8 protein-coding genes are annotated in these 15021 nt (G+C 53.7%); 7 read left to right on the top strand and 1 reads right to left on the bottom strand.

All coding sequences use genetic code 11. From position 1 onward, the window contains the following. Positions 1 to 188 precede the first annotated feature (188 nt). From ACYVJQ_RS16585 to namA, 3 genes are all read left to right on the top strand, one after another. A complete protein-coding gene (locus ACYVJQ_RS16585; protein WP_460894225.1) occupies positions 189 to 1184 on the top strand; it encodes an OmpA family protein in 996 nt (331 codons plus the stop codon). A gap of 148 nt (positions 1185 to 1332) precedes the next feature. Next, positions 1333 to 1800, top strand: a complete 468-nt coding sequence (locus tag ACYVJQ_RS16580) for a MaoC family dehydratase (RefSeq protein WP_460894224.1) — start codon at positions 1333 to 1335, stop codon at positions 1798 to 1800. A 150-nt stretch (positions 1801 to 1950) separates the two neighbouring features. Then, positions 1951 to 3015, top strand: a complete 1065-nt coding sequence (gene namA / locus ACYVJQ_RS16575; RefSeq protein WP_460894223.1) for an NADPH dehydrogenase NamA — start codon at positions 1951 to 1953, stop codon at positions 3013 to 3015. A gap of 549 nt (positions 3016 to 3564) precedes the next feature. On the opposite strand, the gene ACYVJQ_RS16570 is transcribed toward namA, so the two are convergent. Continuing rightward, positions 3565 to 6468: a ligand-binding sensor domain-containing protein gene (locus ACYVJQ_RS16570; RefSeq protein ID WP_460894222.1), complete on the bottom strand. Its 2904-nt coding sequence runs from the start codon at positions 6466 to 6468 to the stop codon at positions 3565 to 3567. Positions 6469 to 6710: 242 nt separating this feature from the next. Here ACYVJQ_RS16570 and ACYVJQ_RS16565 point away from each other — a divergent pair, with 242 nt between their 5' ends. From ACYVJQ_RS16565 to ACYVJQ_RS16550, 4 genes are read left to right on the top strand one after another with little or no spacing between them, the layout of a single operon-like run. Next, positions 6711 to 9791 carry a SusC/RagA family TonB-linked outer membrane protein gene (locus ACYVJQ_RS16565; RefSeq protein WP_460894221.1) on the top strand — a complete coding sequence of 1027 codons (3081 nt, stop codon included), beginning with the start codon at positions 6711 to 6713 and terminating at the stop codon, positions 9789 to 9791. Between the two features lie 11 nt (positions 9792 to 9802). Next, the gene (locus ACYVJQ_RS16560; RefSeq protein ID WP_460894220.1) at positions 9803 to 11383 is read left to right on the top strand and encodes a RagB/SusD family nutrient uptake outer membrane protein; all 1581 of its coding nucleotides are present in this window, start codon (positions 9803 to 9805) and stop codon (positions 11381 to 11383) included. A 27-nt stretch (positions 11384 to 11410) separates the two neighbouring features. Beyond that, the gene (locus tag ACYVJQ_RS16555) at positions 11411 to 12832 is read left to right on the top strand and encodes a PKD domain-containing protein (RefSeq protein ID WP_460894219.1); all 1422 of its coding nucleotides are present in this window, start codon (positions 11411 to 11413) and stop codon (positions 12830 to 12832) included. A 58-nt stretch (positions 12833 to 12890) separates the two neighbouring features. Continuing rightward, positions 12891 to 15002: a family 16 glycosylhydrolase gene (locus tag ACYVJQ_RS16550; protein ID WP_460894218.1), complete on the top strand. Its 2112-nt coding sequence runs from the start codon at positions 12891 to 12893 to the stop codon at positions 15000 to 15002. Positions 15003 to 15021: the final 19 nt, after the last annotated feature.

The raw sequence follows: 15021 nt of genomic DNA, 5'->3' as shown, positions 1-15021 counted from the left end.
TTGGTCCGGCTTCTGGCGTTTTAAGCCCGTTTTTTTGAAAAACTGCCCTAAAATAGACCGGTGGGTTTGGGTAGGAAGGCAAGGCGTATATCTTTGTAGAAACACATGCTCCTTTTTAGGACTTTCCTTAGCAACACTTAACCGCTTTTTACCCAGACCGCCTTTAAACCTCTACCCTTTCTTCTGTCATGTTCAAAAAATCTATTTACCAGCTTACGGGCGTCGCCTTGCTGAGCACCTGCCTGCTGGGCTCCTGCACCACCGCCAAGAAATACAATGACCTGCTGGCCCAAAAAGTAAAGCTGGAGCGCGAGAAAGCCGATTGCCAGAGCACCCTGGCCCGCACCACCAAAGAACGCAGCGACCTCTCCAAGCAGGTAACCGAACTCACCGAGCACCGCACCAAACTGGCCACCGACACCACCCTGCTGGGCAGCACCCTGCGCAAAACCCAGGGCGTGTACGCCGATCTGAGCGATACCTATGACAAACTTATCAGGAACCATGACCGCCTGCTGGCCAACAGCGCCCTGGAGTCTTCCAAACTGTCTAAAGACCTGGCCCGCCGCGAGGATGAACTCAAAACCCTGAACGAGACCCTCATGCGCAACCGCTCGCAACTAGACCAACTCAGCACCGATCTCAAATCACGGGAAGAGCGCCTGAATGAACTGGAGCGTATTCTAGCGGAGAAAGACAAAGCCGTGAACGCCCTTAAAAACAAGGTGAGCAACGCCTTGCTGGGCTTTAACAGCCAAGACCTGTCGGTAGACGTGCGCAACGGCAAAGTGTACGTGTCACTTTCTGAGCAGCTGCTCTTCAAATCTGGTTCTACCAAGGTAGACGCCAAAGGCCAGGATGCCCTGCGCAAGCTGGCCGCGGCCCTTAAAGACCAGCAAGACGTGAACGTGGTGGTAGAAGGCCACACCGATGACGTGCCTGTGTCAAAAGGCACCCTGGGCATGCAAGACAACTGGGACCTGAGCGTACTGCGCGCCACTGAGATTACCCGTATTTTAACGAGCGCAGGCCTGGCCGGCACCAAAATCACGCCATCGGGTAGAGCCCAGAACGTACCGGTAGACGCGGCTAAAACCGCTGAGGCCCGCCAGAAAAACCGCCGCACCGAAATTATCCTGACGCCAAAGCTAGACGAGCTCTTCCAGATTCTGGAGGCCAACTAAGGCGCCAGCCCCGGCATTTATTCCGGAAATATTTTTATGAAAGGCCCCAGAACCAGTTCGGCTTCTGCCGTTTTGGCGCTACTTTTAAGAAACCAGACCCAAAACGCCGGCTCCGGTAGCCGGCGTTTTTAAATGACAGACCAACCACATGAGCAAAGTAACCATCAAGAGCTACGCAGACCTATTGCAGTATGAAGGCCAGGAAATGGGCGTTTCAGATTACCACACCATTACCCAGGAGCAAATCAATCTGTTCGCAGACGCCACCCTAGACCACCAATGGATTCACCTTGACGCTGCCCGGGCCCAAACCGAGTCACCGTTCAAGAGCACCATTGCGCACGGGTACCTCACCGTCTCCCTGTTACCGTACCTTTGGGGCCAGATCATCCACATTGAAAACCTGAAGATGCAGGTGAACTATGAGATTGAAAACCTTCGGTTTAACCAGGCGGTGCTGGTAAACAGTGACCTGCGCCTGCGCGTGAAATTGCTGTCGGCCAAAGACCTGCGGGGCGTGATCAAGGCGCGCTTGGAGGTGACCATGGAAATTAAAGACAGCAAAAAGCCCGCTTTCACCGGGGTCATCACGTTCTTGTACCACTTCAACGACTAAAACCTCTCCCTTGAGCCGTTTGGCTGCTATTTTCCGTTTCGGGCCTGTTTTCCGGAAAACAGGCCCGAAACGGTTTTTTTGTTTTTCAAGGGCCCAAAACAACCTTGCGGCCGGCAGGTTAGTAATGAAACTGAACCTTTTACTTTTTATATGAGTAAGCTCTTCCAACCGCTTCAGCTAAAAAGCATTGAATTCAAAAACCGCATTGTGGTATCGCCCATGTGCCAATATTCTTCTAAAGATGGCTTTGCCAATGATTGGCATTTGGTGCACTTGGGCAGCCGGGCCGTGGGCGGGGCCGGGTTAATTATAGTAGAGGCCACGGGGGTGTCGCCGGAAGGACGTATTACCCCCCATGACTTAGGTATCTGGAAAGATGAGCACCTGCCGGAGCTTACCCGCATCACCACTTTTCTGGAGGCCCACGGCAGTGTTCCGGGCATACAATTGGCACATGCCGGCCGCAAGGCCAGCCACCACGCTCCTTGGACCGGCGGCAAAGCCCTGACAGAAGCAGAAGGCGCCTGGACTACCGTGGCCCCTAGCGCCCTCCCCTTCCATGAAGCCGAACCTACCCCGCAGGCCCTGGATGAGACCGGAATCCAGAAAGTGATCGCAGATTTCAGGGCCGCGGCCGCAAGAGCCCTAGCAGCAGGCTTTAAGGTTGTAGAGATCCATGCTGCCCATGGCTACTTGCTGCACTCCTTCTACTCCCCGCTTAGCAACCAGCGCCAGGATGCCTATGGCGGCTCCTTTGACAACCGCATTAGGCTGCTGCTGGAGGTCACTGCCGCTGTGCAGGAAGTCTGGCCCCAGGACTACCCGCTGTTCGTGCGCATCTCGGCCACCGACTGGACCGAGGGCGGCTGGACCGACGAAGACTCTGTGGCCTTGGCTAAGGTTTTAAAGGAAAAAGGCGTTGACTTGATTGACTGCTCTACCGGCGGTAACGTGCCCCGCGCCAAGATTCCGGTGGGACCCGGCTACCAGGTGGCCTTCGCCCAGAAAGTGAAGACCGAGGCGGGTATTCTAACCGGTGCGGTGGGCATGATCACCACGCCCCAGGAGGCAGAAGATATTGTAGCCAACGGCCAGGCCGATATGGTTTTCCTGGCCCGTGAATTCCTGCGTGACGCTTACTTCCCGCTACGCGCCGCTAAAAAACTGGGTGTTGAGATTGAATGGCCGCTGCAATATCAGCGGGCGCAGGATTAGGGTTGTTTTAGATAAGCCAGCATCCAGGTAGAGACGCAATACCTTGCCTCTTTCTCGTGCAAATGATTCACTGGGAGATCAGGAATGCGTGGAGACACAAGGCATTGCGTCTCTACATGAGGCGCTAACAAATTCAAACTTCGCTGTTTAGAGTGGAACTCTCGAACTTGCCTGCTGCGGAATTCCACTCCGCCGGGAACCGCGGGTAAAAGAAGGGAAGTAGAACTCCCTGGCAGCGGGCTTCCAGAGTGGAACTCCGGAAGAGCGGATAAGAAAAAGAATATCGGCAATGCATGGGCTGGCAGATGTAGATACCCCTCTTCAGAGCTTCGCTCGCTGCCTCAAACTCTCGTTTGGTCAATCCTCAAGGGGAGAGTCTGCGCTTAGTGGGGTATGTTACGTTTTGAGCCAGTTTTTGGAAAAACGGGCCCAAAACCCGATGCCGCGGTCCCTTCTCCCTGGGGGAGAAGGCTAGGATGAGGGGGGCGGCTTTTAGGTTAGAGAAGCCATCCCTGCTTCAAAATTGCTCCTCCTGTTTCAGGCCTCTTTTTAGAATTTCAGCATGAAATCAGAGAGGTTCTCGCTGCGATCTAGGTTGAGGCGCTTGCGGAGGCGGTAGCGGCTAATTTCTACGCCCCGCACCGAGATGTTGAGCAGTTGGGCAATGTCTTTGGTGGTGAGGTTCAGGCGTAGGTAGGTGCTCAGTTTTATTTCCTGGGGGGTAAGGCTGGGGAATTTATCCTGTAGTCTGTGGATGAAGTCACCGTGCACGTGGTTGAAATGGAACTCAAACTGTTTCCAGTCCACCTCGCTCGTAATGTTGAGGTCTATGTTCCGAATGATTTTCTTCAGCTCGTCCTGCTGGCCCATCCGGCCGCCGTCTTTGAGCATGTCCTGTAATTCTAGCTTTACGCTATTGAGCAACTCATTTTTGTTGATGAGGTGAATGGTGGAATAGGTGAGTTCGCGGTTTTTATGGTCCAGCTCTGCCTGGAACTTCTCGTTGCGCAGCCGGTCTATTTCCTGCTCGCTCTGGTTAGTGATCTCCCGGATCTCCAACTCCTTCTGGCCCAGTTTCCGTTCCTTGTCTAAGATAAGGCGGCGTTTCTCTTTGGTAAAGCGCTTGTTGATTTCATAGAACCCGGCCCCAAGCAGCAGCAATCCGCAGACGGCATAAAACAGGTAGGCCCAGCGGCTACGGTAGAAAGGCGGGTTCACCACAAAGGTCAGGCTTTTGGCCTGGCTCACAGTCCCATAAATGTTGCGGGCCCGTACCTGAAACGTGTATTGCCCTTCGGGTAGGTTGGTGTATTCCTTCTCGGTGCGGGTAGTCCACTCAGACCAGCCGGCATCAAAATTCTCAAGAAAATATTGGTACTGCGTTTTCTCGGGCTTCTCAAAAAAGGAAGAGGCGTACACAAACCTGAGTGAATTGAGCGCATACGGCAATTCAGGCCCTTGCCCGCCATGCAAACCACTTCCTGAAAGCAGCAAGGAATCTGTCTCGCCAGAGATGTTCACTACTTTGGTAACATGCGTATGGAATAGCACCATTTTCTTGGTTTTGGCGGCGTTGTAATGGATAAAGCCCTCTTTTGCGCCAAAAAGCACGTTGTTGATATCCAGCACGTGAATGTAGCTGAGGTCATCATTGAGTTGCTCGCGCAGGTGCTTAAAGAGCTTGTCTTCCAGCGTAGGTTTGCCAAACTTGTCATAGGTGATTCTGCCCACCCGCAGGGTAGAAATGAAATAGATATTCCCCTGCACGTCTTCCTCCATCTCAATAATGTGCTCTGTGGGTTCAAACAGGTCTGAGAAAGTCTTGTCCAACACAAACCGGTCTTTGGCCTTGTCAAACCGGTATATGCCGTACAGAGCCGGGAAAATGATTTCGTTCCGGATCTTCTCCATGTTAATGAGTTGGTCTGAGGGCAGGCCCTGCCGGGTGTTATAAAACCGCACGGAGGCAATCTTTTCCAGGTTCTGGTCAAACGTGATCCTGAACAAGCCTTTGTAGCCGTGGGCCATCCAGAGTTCGCCGTCCTTGTCAAACTCCAGTACCCGGGAAGACTCGTCCAGCCCCTCCAACTTCTTCACAAAGCCCAGGTCTGTTTCTGATATAGACAATAAACTAAGGCCTGAATATCCTCCCAGAATAAGACTGTTGGGGTGCTTGGGCACCGGCACAAAGTCCCAGGCCCCACCCATGGCATGGATAAGGTTGGCCTTACCGTCTTTTACCACAAAGGGACCGTTGTGGTGCGCCATTAAAAGGTGGTTCTGCAGGTAGTTCAGGTGATAGACCTGGCCCCGGCTGTTAGGCACCAGGGTAAACTGTTTCCGCTGCGAGGAGATATTGCCCACAAAAAGCCCGCTGTTAGTTCCCAGGTACAGGTCATTCCCCTTCAACAAGGCAGCGTATCCCGTTCCAGACAGCCCCATGGTCCCGTCCAGGCGGCTGAAAGGCGAACTGAGCTCCACCATAGAAAGGCCGTTGTTCAACCCCAGCCAAAGGTTTTCCTGGTTGTCCTGGTAAAGCGTATGGATGGTATTATCTAATAGCCCATTCTGGATTGAGGTGTTCAAAAGCAGGTTGCCCTGGCTGTCCATGAGCAGCAGGCCCTTGTTTTGGGTACCAATGGCAAAAGCGCCATCCTTTAGTAGAATAGCCTGGTTGATCAGAATATTACTGAACTCCTCTTCCTTGGCCAGCGGGAATGGGGTCACGCGTTGCCCGTCATAGAGGTAAATGCCCTGCTGAATGGTGAAGATGATAAGTCGGTTCTTGTCATAAGGCAGCACGGAGGCAATCTGCTTATCTGCGAAGAACTCGCCGGCTGGCAATAATTTCAACTGATGGTGCTCTAAAATAGAAAGCCCCTTGCCCCAGACGAGGGTGTAAATGTCTTTGTTCACCTGAAAAGAAAACTCCAGCGGGTTGGCCGGCGCCACCACCTTTATCGCTTGGCCGGGTTCATAGCTGTAGATGTTCTTAAAAGTAAGGAAATAGATACGCCCCCCTTGCTCATAGATGCGCCAGACCTCATCAAAATTTCGGTACTTGGTTGGCAGGCTATCCGCCAGGGAAAAATACTGGAGAACTCCGCGCTGATCAGGGGTAAAGTAGCCGAAATCTGCCTGGCTCCCTACGTAGATCCTTCCGTCTTTGCCCGCATATACAGACCGCACCTTAGTGCCACCTTTAACCGGGTACCGGTTCCAGGTGGCCCCGTCAAACTCTAGCAGCCCAAAGTTGTTAGCTATATAGAGCACCTCCTCCTGGTCCTGTACCATGTTCCAACTTTGAATCCCGCCTTTGAATTCCTCCGGCTTGAAATTCCGGATGACGGGGTTGCCAAAGAAGTAGTGCTGGGCGCTGGCTTGTATAGGCGCTAATAGCCCTGCCAGCAAAAGCCAGAGCACAAAAATCACCCCTTTCAGACGCACCATCATTTCCATTTTATTATTTAAGGCCTTTCAAGCCCAGATGTAGTTGCAAATTATTGATTTTACAGTTCACTTTTTTAGAAAAATGGCTTCAAAAGCCAAAATCCATGATTTTATCCCGGTTGATGTAGTACTGATGTAGTTAAATATGAGGACTGATGTAGTATTGATGTAGTCGTTTTTTATGATACCCATTCCTGAATCGCTTATTTCGGAAACTCATTTGACCTCAAAACCCGCCTACCCTTATGAAGAAAAATCTACTTGTTTTCCTGCTGTGCTTCGTCTGTAGCATAGCCTTCGCTCAGACCACCCTTACGGGTCGTGTCACCTCCGCCACCAGCGGGGAGGCACTTCCGGGCGTAAGCGTGGTGGTGAAAGGAACCATGGTGGGTGCCGCCACCGATGTGAATGGCACTTACCAGATTAATGTTCCGGCCAGCGGTACCACACTCCTTTTCTCTTATATAGGATTCGTTTCCAAAGAAGAGCCTATTAACGGCAGAACCACCATTAACTTGGCCTTGCAGGATGATCTGCGAGCGCTGGAAGAAGTAGTGGTAGTGGGCTACGGCACCCAGCTTAAAAGGGAAGTCTCCACGGCTATCTCCTCGGTAACGCCAGAGCAAATCACTCAGACCCCGGTTACCCGCGTAGAGCAGGCCTTGCAGGGACGGGTAGCAGGCGTACAGGTAACCAACATCTCCGGCCAGCCCGGCGATGCGCCTACCGTGCGCATCAGGGGCATAGGCTCCACGGGTAACTCCAGTCCTATCTATATAGTAGACGGATTCCCGGTGGGTGGCATAGATTACCTGAACCCCGGCGACATTGAGTCTATTGATATCTTGAAAGATGCGGCCTCCGCTGCCATCTATGGTGCTCGGGGCGGTAACGGGGTGGTGATTATCACTACCAAGCAAGGCAAGCGCGATGGCACCATGAACGTGTCTTATGAAGGCTACGTGGGCATCCAGAACCCTTGGCGTAAAGTGGAACTCCTGAACGGCCGCGAATATGCTGTCATGATGAACGAGGGTGCCGCCAATTCTGGCGTGACACCTCCGTTTGCAGACCCTACCCAGTTTGGCGAAGGTACCAACTGGCAAGATGCCTTGTTTGAGAAGAATGCCCGCATCCAGAACCATCAGGTGAACATTACCGGCGGTTCAGAGAAGTCAGGGTATTCAGCAGCCCTTTCCTATTTTGACCAGGACGGTATTGTAGGCGGCGATAAATCAAATTTCCAGCGTTATACGGCCCGGGTAAACGCAGACAACCAGGTGAAAAGCTTCCTGAAATTTGGCACCAACTTGGCCTACACCCACCTGAAACGCAGAGCCTTTGACCCGAACCAAGAGTTTGGCGGCATCCTGAGCAACGCCCTTAACATGGACCCGCTTACCCCGGTGTATGAAACCGACCCAGCCAGACTGGGCCAAAGCCTGTACACCCTTAACCCGGTAGTGCGTGATGCCAACGGCCGCGTGTTCGGGATTTCTTCTTATGCCTCACAGGAAGTTGTGAACCCCTTGGCCCGTTTGCAGGTCATGAACGGCCTCACTAACGTAGACAAACTGGTAGGCAACCTCTACGGTGAAGTGAAACTGTTGGAAGGCCTTACGTTCCGGTCTACTCTGGGCATTGACCTGGCCTACGTGGTGAACACCAATTACAACCCAGTGTATTATCTGAATGCTGCGCAGCAGAATGGCACTGCCCTTACCTCTAGAGGCACAGACCGGTACTACACCTGGCAAACCGAGAATTACTTCAACTACAACAAAACCTTCGGGGACCACAGCGTGGGCGTTACCGTGGGTACCTCGGCGCTGAAGTCACGCAATGAAGGTCTGTTTGGCTCCAATACCGGCCTGGTAACGGCAGACCCAAGTATGGCCTACCTGAACCTGGCCGTTGGGGCCGGAACCGCGGTAGCATTAGGTGGAGCCAGTGAGCGTTCCATTCTTTCCTTCTTCGGTAGAACCAATTACGCCTACAAAGGCAAGTACCTGTTGTCTGCTACCGTGAGAAGAGACGGTTCTTCCCGCTTTGGTAGTGAAAACAAATACGCCACCTTCCCTTCCTTCTCAGCAGGCTGGGTATTATCTGAGGAAGGCTTCTTCCCAGAGGGCAACGTGGTGAGCCTGGCTAAGATCAGAGCGTCCTGGGGCCAGAACGGAAACGAGGAGATTGGCGGGTTTTACCCTTGGGCTGCGCGCATTGGCGTAGGCAGAGGCTACACCTTCTTCACCCCGTCCGGTAAAGGCTACACCAGTGGTGCGGCTCCTGAGGCGGCGGCCAACCCAGAACTGCAGTGGGAAACCTCTGAGCAGACCAACCTGGGTATTGACCTTTCCTTCTTCAACAACGCCCTGACTTTAACCACCGACTATTACATCAAATCTACCAAAGGCCTGCTGGTAACACCTCCTATCTTAGGTAGCACCGGCTACAACGCGCCTCCGGTAAACGGCGGTGAAGTAAGAAACACCGGTCTTGAAGTGGCCTTGAACTACCAGGGCTCCATCCGTCAACTAGGTTACAACATTGGCCTAAACGGAAGCATTAACAAGAACAAGGTCATCAGCATAAACAACGCTGAGGGCATCTTACAAGGCGCCAATTTCACTACCTACGGGGTGGCCTCTAGAAGCCAGGAAGGCTTGCCGGTTGGCTATTTCTACGGTTACAAAACCGCAGGTATCTTCCAGAACCAGAGTGAGGTAGAAGCGCAGACCCTGCAGCCCAATGCCGTGCCCGGCGATGTTCGGTTCCTGGACCTGAACAAAGACGGCGCACTGACCGGCGATGACCGCACCATGATTGGTAACCCAACGCCTAAAGCGGTAGTGGGCCTGAACCTGGGATTAGACTTTAAGAATTTTGATGTAAGCGCCTTCTTCAACGGAGCATTCGGGCACCAGATCTTTAACGGTACCCGCCGCTATGACCTGGTACGCTCTAACATGCAGTCTACCTTCCTCAACCGCTGGACCGGCGAAGGAAGCTCCAATGAAATGCCACGCTTTACCTGGAACGACACCAACGGAAACTACTCCAAACTGTCTGACCTCTACGTGGAAGACGGAGATTTCGTGCGGCTGAAAACCCTGCAGTTGGGCTACAACCTGCCTACCAGCCTGTTAACCAAAATCCATCTGCAGAAACTGCGCCTGTACGTGTCTGCTGACAATCTGCTCACTTTCACAGATTACACGGGCTTTGACCCTGAGATTGGTGCCAGAGGCAGCCTGGACATTGGCATTGACCGCGGCGTGTACCCGCAGGCTAAAACCTTCAGACTTGGATTTAACGCCACTTTCTAATGACTTCACCCATGAAAAATATAGCTAAAAAGACCTCAACCCTATTTCTCTCGGCGTTGCTGCTGGGCGCCTCTGCCGGTTGTGAAGACTTTCTGGACCGGTCTCCGCTGGATACCAGAACCGAAGATAACTTTTACCGCACGCAGGCAGACGCCACCGAGGCCCTTATTGGGGTCTATGACGTGCTGCAGTGGAACACCGTCATCGGCTTCCACCCTACCCCCCTGGTGCTGGACATCTTATCAGATGATGCGTACTCCGCTGGGCAGGCCAGTTCTGAGCCTAACCTGCTGCAGATGGACCGCCATCAGATTCTGACCACCAACGGGGAGGTACAAGGGCTCTGGAAGAAGCATTACATTGGTATATCCCGCGCCAACACGTTGCTGCAGCGCATTCAGGGCATTAACGCCCCAGAGGACTTCAAGAAGCGCACCGTCGCTGAAGCTAAGTTCCTGCGGGCCCACTTCTACCTGGACCTGGTACGGTTCTTTGAGAACGTGCCGCTTATCCTCGCCCCGCAGGCCCCTAGTGAGTACAACCAGCCACAGGCCACGCCTAAAACAGTGTATGACCAGATTGCGTTGGACCTGACAGAGGCCATGGCCGACCTGCCTGCTTCTAACCTGCGCCAGAGCACCGGTCGGGCTACCAAATGGGCTGCCAAGGCCTTGCTGGCCAAGACCTACCTGTTCTACAAAGGTGTGTACAACCAGGACCTGCAGGCCGGCTCTACGGCGGTAACCGCTCAGGTAGCCTTGCAGCACTTGAATGACATCATTACCACCAGCGGCCATGACCTGCTCCCTAATTATGCAGACAACTTTACGCGGGCCAATGAGTTCAGTGTAGAGGCCGTTTGGGAGATTTCCTACTCAGATGAGAACCCCTGGTATGACTGGGGCTACATTCAGGGCGGCGAAGGCAACATGCAGCCACAGCAGCAAGGGCCCCGCATCAAGAACCCAGCCACCGAGAATTATCTGGCGGGCTGGAGCACCGCTACTCCTACCCAGGAACTGTATGACGCCTTTGAAGCCAATGACCCCAGACGCGATGCCACCATTCTTGCCGAAACAGAATTGGCTGGAGGCAAAGCAAACCTGAACATAGGCTATCAACACACTGGCTATTTCAGCCAGAAATACACTACCTCTAAAGAGTATGCTCCGTCTGCCGGACAACTGGAACTGAACTGGGGTAATAACTACCGCGCCATTAGGTTCTCAGATGTACTGTTGATGGCCGCTGAGCTACGGCTTTCCACTGGCGGAGATGCCCAGACGCTCCTGAACCGGGTACGTTCCCGCGTGGGCTTACCTGAGAAGCCTGCCACTCTGGCCAATATCTTCCAGGAGCGCCGTGTAGAGTTGGCCCTGGAGGGTCACCGTTACTGGGATCTGCTGCGCCGCGGTACGGCCGTTGCCAATGCCGCCATTACGGTCAACAGAACCACCCTGCCAGCCAACTATGAAGGAGCGGTCTCTGATTTCAAAATTCAGTTCAACAGTGCCAGAAAAGGCTTCCTGCCTATTCCGCAGAGCGAGCTAGACTTGTCAGCCGGTACGCTTAAGCCTAATGCCGGTTATTAATTCCTTCCATTCAAAAAGACTGTACTCATGAGAAAACAAATAAAAGTAGTGACGCTTCTCCTGCTGGGCGCTTTGGTCTGGACAGGCTGCGAAGTGGAGGACCCAGAACTGGCTCCGGCCCCTACATCAGAACAAGTGGCGTTCTCGGTGCAACCCACCGCCTCTAACCCCAATATCCTGTCCTTCACCTCTACCTCACCGGGCTTCAAAGCTCTCTGGGACTTTGGTGACGGCGCTACTGGTGACGGCACCACCGTGACCCACGCTTATCCACTAAAAGGCGAGTATACCGTCAAGCTCACCATCTATACCGCTGGGGGCTCTACCTCCAGCACCAAGAAGGTGACCATTGCCAACACCAACCCTACCATGCTTAACCGCGAGGATTACAACTTTTTGACCGGCGGCGCCAATCAACTGGAGGGAAAAACCTGGGTAATTGACAAGGAAGCCTCGGGCCACCTGGGCATTGGGCCTATCACAGGCACTACGCCAGAATGGTACACCGCCGCGCCCAATGAAAAGGCCAGCGAAGGGTATTATGATGACGAGATGATCTTTAAACTGGGCAACACCTTGTCTTATACCTACAAAAACAACGGTACCACCTTTGCCAACGGAGACAATGCGGCAGGCATAGGCGGCACCAACGGCGGCGGAGACAAAACCGTGAACTATACCCCGCCCACCAACCTTACCTGGAGCATCTTGGACGAGAATGGCAAAAAGTACCTGATTCTCTCCAACGGAGGTTTCATTGGCTACTACACCGGGGTTTCCCGGTATGAGATCCTGAAACTCACCGCCGATGAGATGTACATCCGGAGCGGAAGCGCCGCCGTGGCCGAGCATGCCTGGTACCAGAAACTGGTGCGCAAAGGTTATAGCGTGCCCAAACCGCCCAAAGAGTACAAGGCCGTGGACATCAATGACAATTTTGACACCCCGGGCAACTTTACCTGGAAGTTTGAGAACATTCTGTTCAATGACAGCTATGACAACCCAGCGCAGGTAGCCGCTAATAACTCAGAGAAAGTGGCCCGTTATACCCGCCAGGCCGGGCAAGCCAATGAGTTCGGCAATGCCTTCATTCAATTCAAACACAACCTGGACCTTACCCAGCGCCATGTGTTCAAGGTGAAAGTGTTCTTGCCCAGCTACAATGACTACACTACCCAGGGCGGGGCCGAAGACTGGTCTGCGGTGAAAACCCTGCAACGGCAACTGTCTGTGAAACTGCAGAACTCAGAACTGGGCGGCAACGCCTGGACCACCCAGGCCGAGATTGTGCAGCAAGTGACCCAGATGGACCAATGGGTGGAGCTCACGTTTGATTTCAGCGCCCATGCCAGCAGAAAAGATTTTGACAAGATCATTGTGCAGTTTGGCGGCGAGGCCCACTGGAACCCCGGCATCTTCTACCTGGACGATTTCCGGTTGATGCCTTAATTCTTCCACAGGCCAGAGACTTCCGTTTCTGGCCTGTTTTTACAAAAACAGACTTAAAATGAAAAAAATATCTTACCTGGCGCTGTGCCTGGCCCTTTTTTGCTGCCTTAAGGCCAGGGCGCAGAACAGCACCTTCAATGAACTTGTCTGGAGCGACGAGTTCACGGGGGAGGGCGCCATTGACCCTACCTGGTGGAGCTATGACCTGGGCACCGGCGACGGGGGCTGGGGCAACCGTGAACTACAAACGTATACCAACCAACTGGCCAACGTGCGTCAGACGGGGGGCAGACTGGTGATAGAGGCCCTTAAACAGAATGGTAATTGGACCTCTGCCCGGGTGAAAACCCAGGGCAAGTTCAAGTTCACCTATGGCCGCGTAGAATGGAAGGCCAAGTTGGCCCCCGGGGTGGGTACCTGGCCCGCGCTCTGGATGCTGGGCGAGGCGGTCACCACCAAAGGCTGGCCCGCCTGCGGTGAGATTGACGTGATGGAATACGTGGATAAAACACCAGGCAGGGTACAAGCTGCGCTCCACACCCCCTCCAGCTACGGCAACACCCAGAATGTAGGCGCCACCCAGGTATCGGACGCCACCAGCACGTTCCACGTGTATGCCGCCGAATGGTCTCCTACAGAGATTAAGTTCTTCGTGGACAACATCCTGTACTACACCTATGCCCCTGCGGTGAAAGACGCCAGGACCTGGCCCTTTACCGAAGACCAGTTCCTGATCATGAACATCGCCGTAGGCGGAAACCTGGGCAGTGAGCCAACCCTGGAAACCAATGGCCTGAAGAACGGCATTGACCCCAACCTCACCAGCACGCGCATGGAAGTGGAGTATGTGCGGGTGTACCAAACGTTCAAAGCCCTGAATCTTACGGGCCCGGCCCTGGTAAAGCCCCAGGCGCAGAACGTCACCTTCACCGCCAGCCGTCTGGAGAATGCCACCTACACCTGGACCGTTCCGGCGGGCGCTACCATTGTGAGTGGGCAAAACACGCCGGAAGTAGTGGTGAACTGGGGCAAGAAATCTGGGCAGATAAGCGTACAGATGCAGCACAACGGCCAGACCTACAGCAAATCCCTGGACGTGAAAGCCAAGCTAGTGCCCAGCGGTACTTCTTTTCTGATTGAAGGCTTTGCACCGGTCCCTACCGCGCAACTAACCGGCTCGGGAGGTAGCTTTAGCTTCAGCCAGGCCGTGGAAGCCCTGCAAATCAAGTACAACGTCACTAGCCCCTCTAATCTGCCAACGGTAGTATATGAGTTGGAATCGCCTCTGGACATGACTGGCTACCCTGTGTTGGCGGCGGCTATCAAAACCAAGAACCTGAGCAGAACCGTTACTTTACGAATAGATTTACAAGATGCCGCCGGTACCATTACCGGCGGCAATCAGGTTTTTACACTGTCCCCGCTGATTGATGACGGTGAGTTCTACACCTATCACTTCAATTACCAGAACCAATTAGGCACCAGCGCGGGCCAGGTGAACCCAGAAAATATTGCCAAGATCAGGCTGCTGGTGAACTACGGCCTCTTCGGCGAACCGGGGCAGGACTCCCTCTGGATTGACCATTTCAGTGTGCTTCCAGCCATACCCTCAACTCCACCCCGGGCTTCCCACGTAGCCGCCACCATGGCGGCTTCTGGCGTTCAGCTCAACTGGCAAGATAATGCCACCAATGAGCAGGGATTTACCGTGCACCGCTCCAGCCAAAGCCATACCGGATACACCCAAATTGCCTCGCTGGGTGCCGGCATCCGCACCTTTACAGACCCCGCCGGCACCCGAGAGAGCTTTTACAAAATACAAGCCTACAACGACACCGGACTGGCAGGCTTCTCCAATATTGCCACGGTAGCAGGCATTCTGGCCAGTGCCGAGGAAAAATGGCAGGAAAGCCAACTGGTCTTGTACCCCAACCCCGCGCCACACGCTTTTTTTGTTTCTTACCAGGCGCACACCAAAATAAAGTCTGTGCGGCTGTTCACTATGGCCGGCCAGGAAGTGCCTTTACTGATTTCTTTTCAACCGGGGCAAAACCGCACGCTTGAAGTGAAACCAGCCACCGCCCTTGCCCCCGGACTTTACCTCTGCCAGATTGAAACCCAAAACGCCGTGCTGGTCAAACGTCTGGTTATTCAGAACCCAACCCCATAACAAATACCTTCTTTCGGCC

The sequence above is a fragment of the Rufibacter soli genome (assembly GCF_054781795.1).
Note: the sequence above shows the minus strand (reverse complement) of the source record. Positions and strands in the feature narration are given on the sequence as shown.

What these genes read in the sequence shown, in the direction of transcription:
- ACYVJQ_RS16555 (WP_460894219.1), top strand. Translation starts at nt 11,411, where the DNA reads ATGAGAAAACAAATAAAAGTAGTGACGCTTCTCCTGCTGGGCGCTTTG.
- namA (WP_460894223.1), top strand. Translation starts at nt 1,951, where the DNA reads ATGAGTAAGCTCTTCCAACCGCTTCAGCTAAAAAGCATTGAATTCAAA.
- ACYVJQ_RS16560 (WP_460894220.1), top strand. Translation starts at nt 9,803, where the DNA reads ATGAAAAATATAGCTAAAAAGACCTCAACCCTATTTCTCTCGGCGTTG.
- ACYVJQ_RS16585 (WP_460894225.1), top strand. Translation starts at nt 189, where the DNA reads ATGTTCAAAAAATCTATTTACCAGCTTACGGGCGTCGCCTTGCTGAGC.
- ACYVJQ_RS16565 (WP_460894221.1), top strand. Translation starts at nt 6,711, where the DNA reads ATGAAGAAAAATCTACTTGTTTTCCTGCTGTGCTTCGTCTGTAGCATA.
- ACYVJQ_RS16570 (WP_460894222.1), bottom strand. Translation starts at nt 6,468, where the DNA reads ATGATGGTGCGTCTGAAAGGGGTGATTTTTGTGCTCTGGCTTTTGCTG.
- ACYVJQ_RS16580 (WP_460894224.1), top strand. Translation starts at nt 1,333, where the DNA reads ATGAGCAAAGTAACCATCAAGAGCTACGCAGACCTATTGCAGTATGAA.
- ACYVJQ_RS16550 (WP_460894218.1), top strand. Translation starts at nt 12,891, where the DNA reads ATGAAAAAAATATCTTACCTGGCGCTGTGCCTGGCCCTTTTTTGCTGC.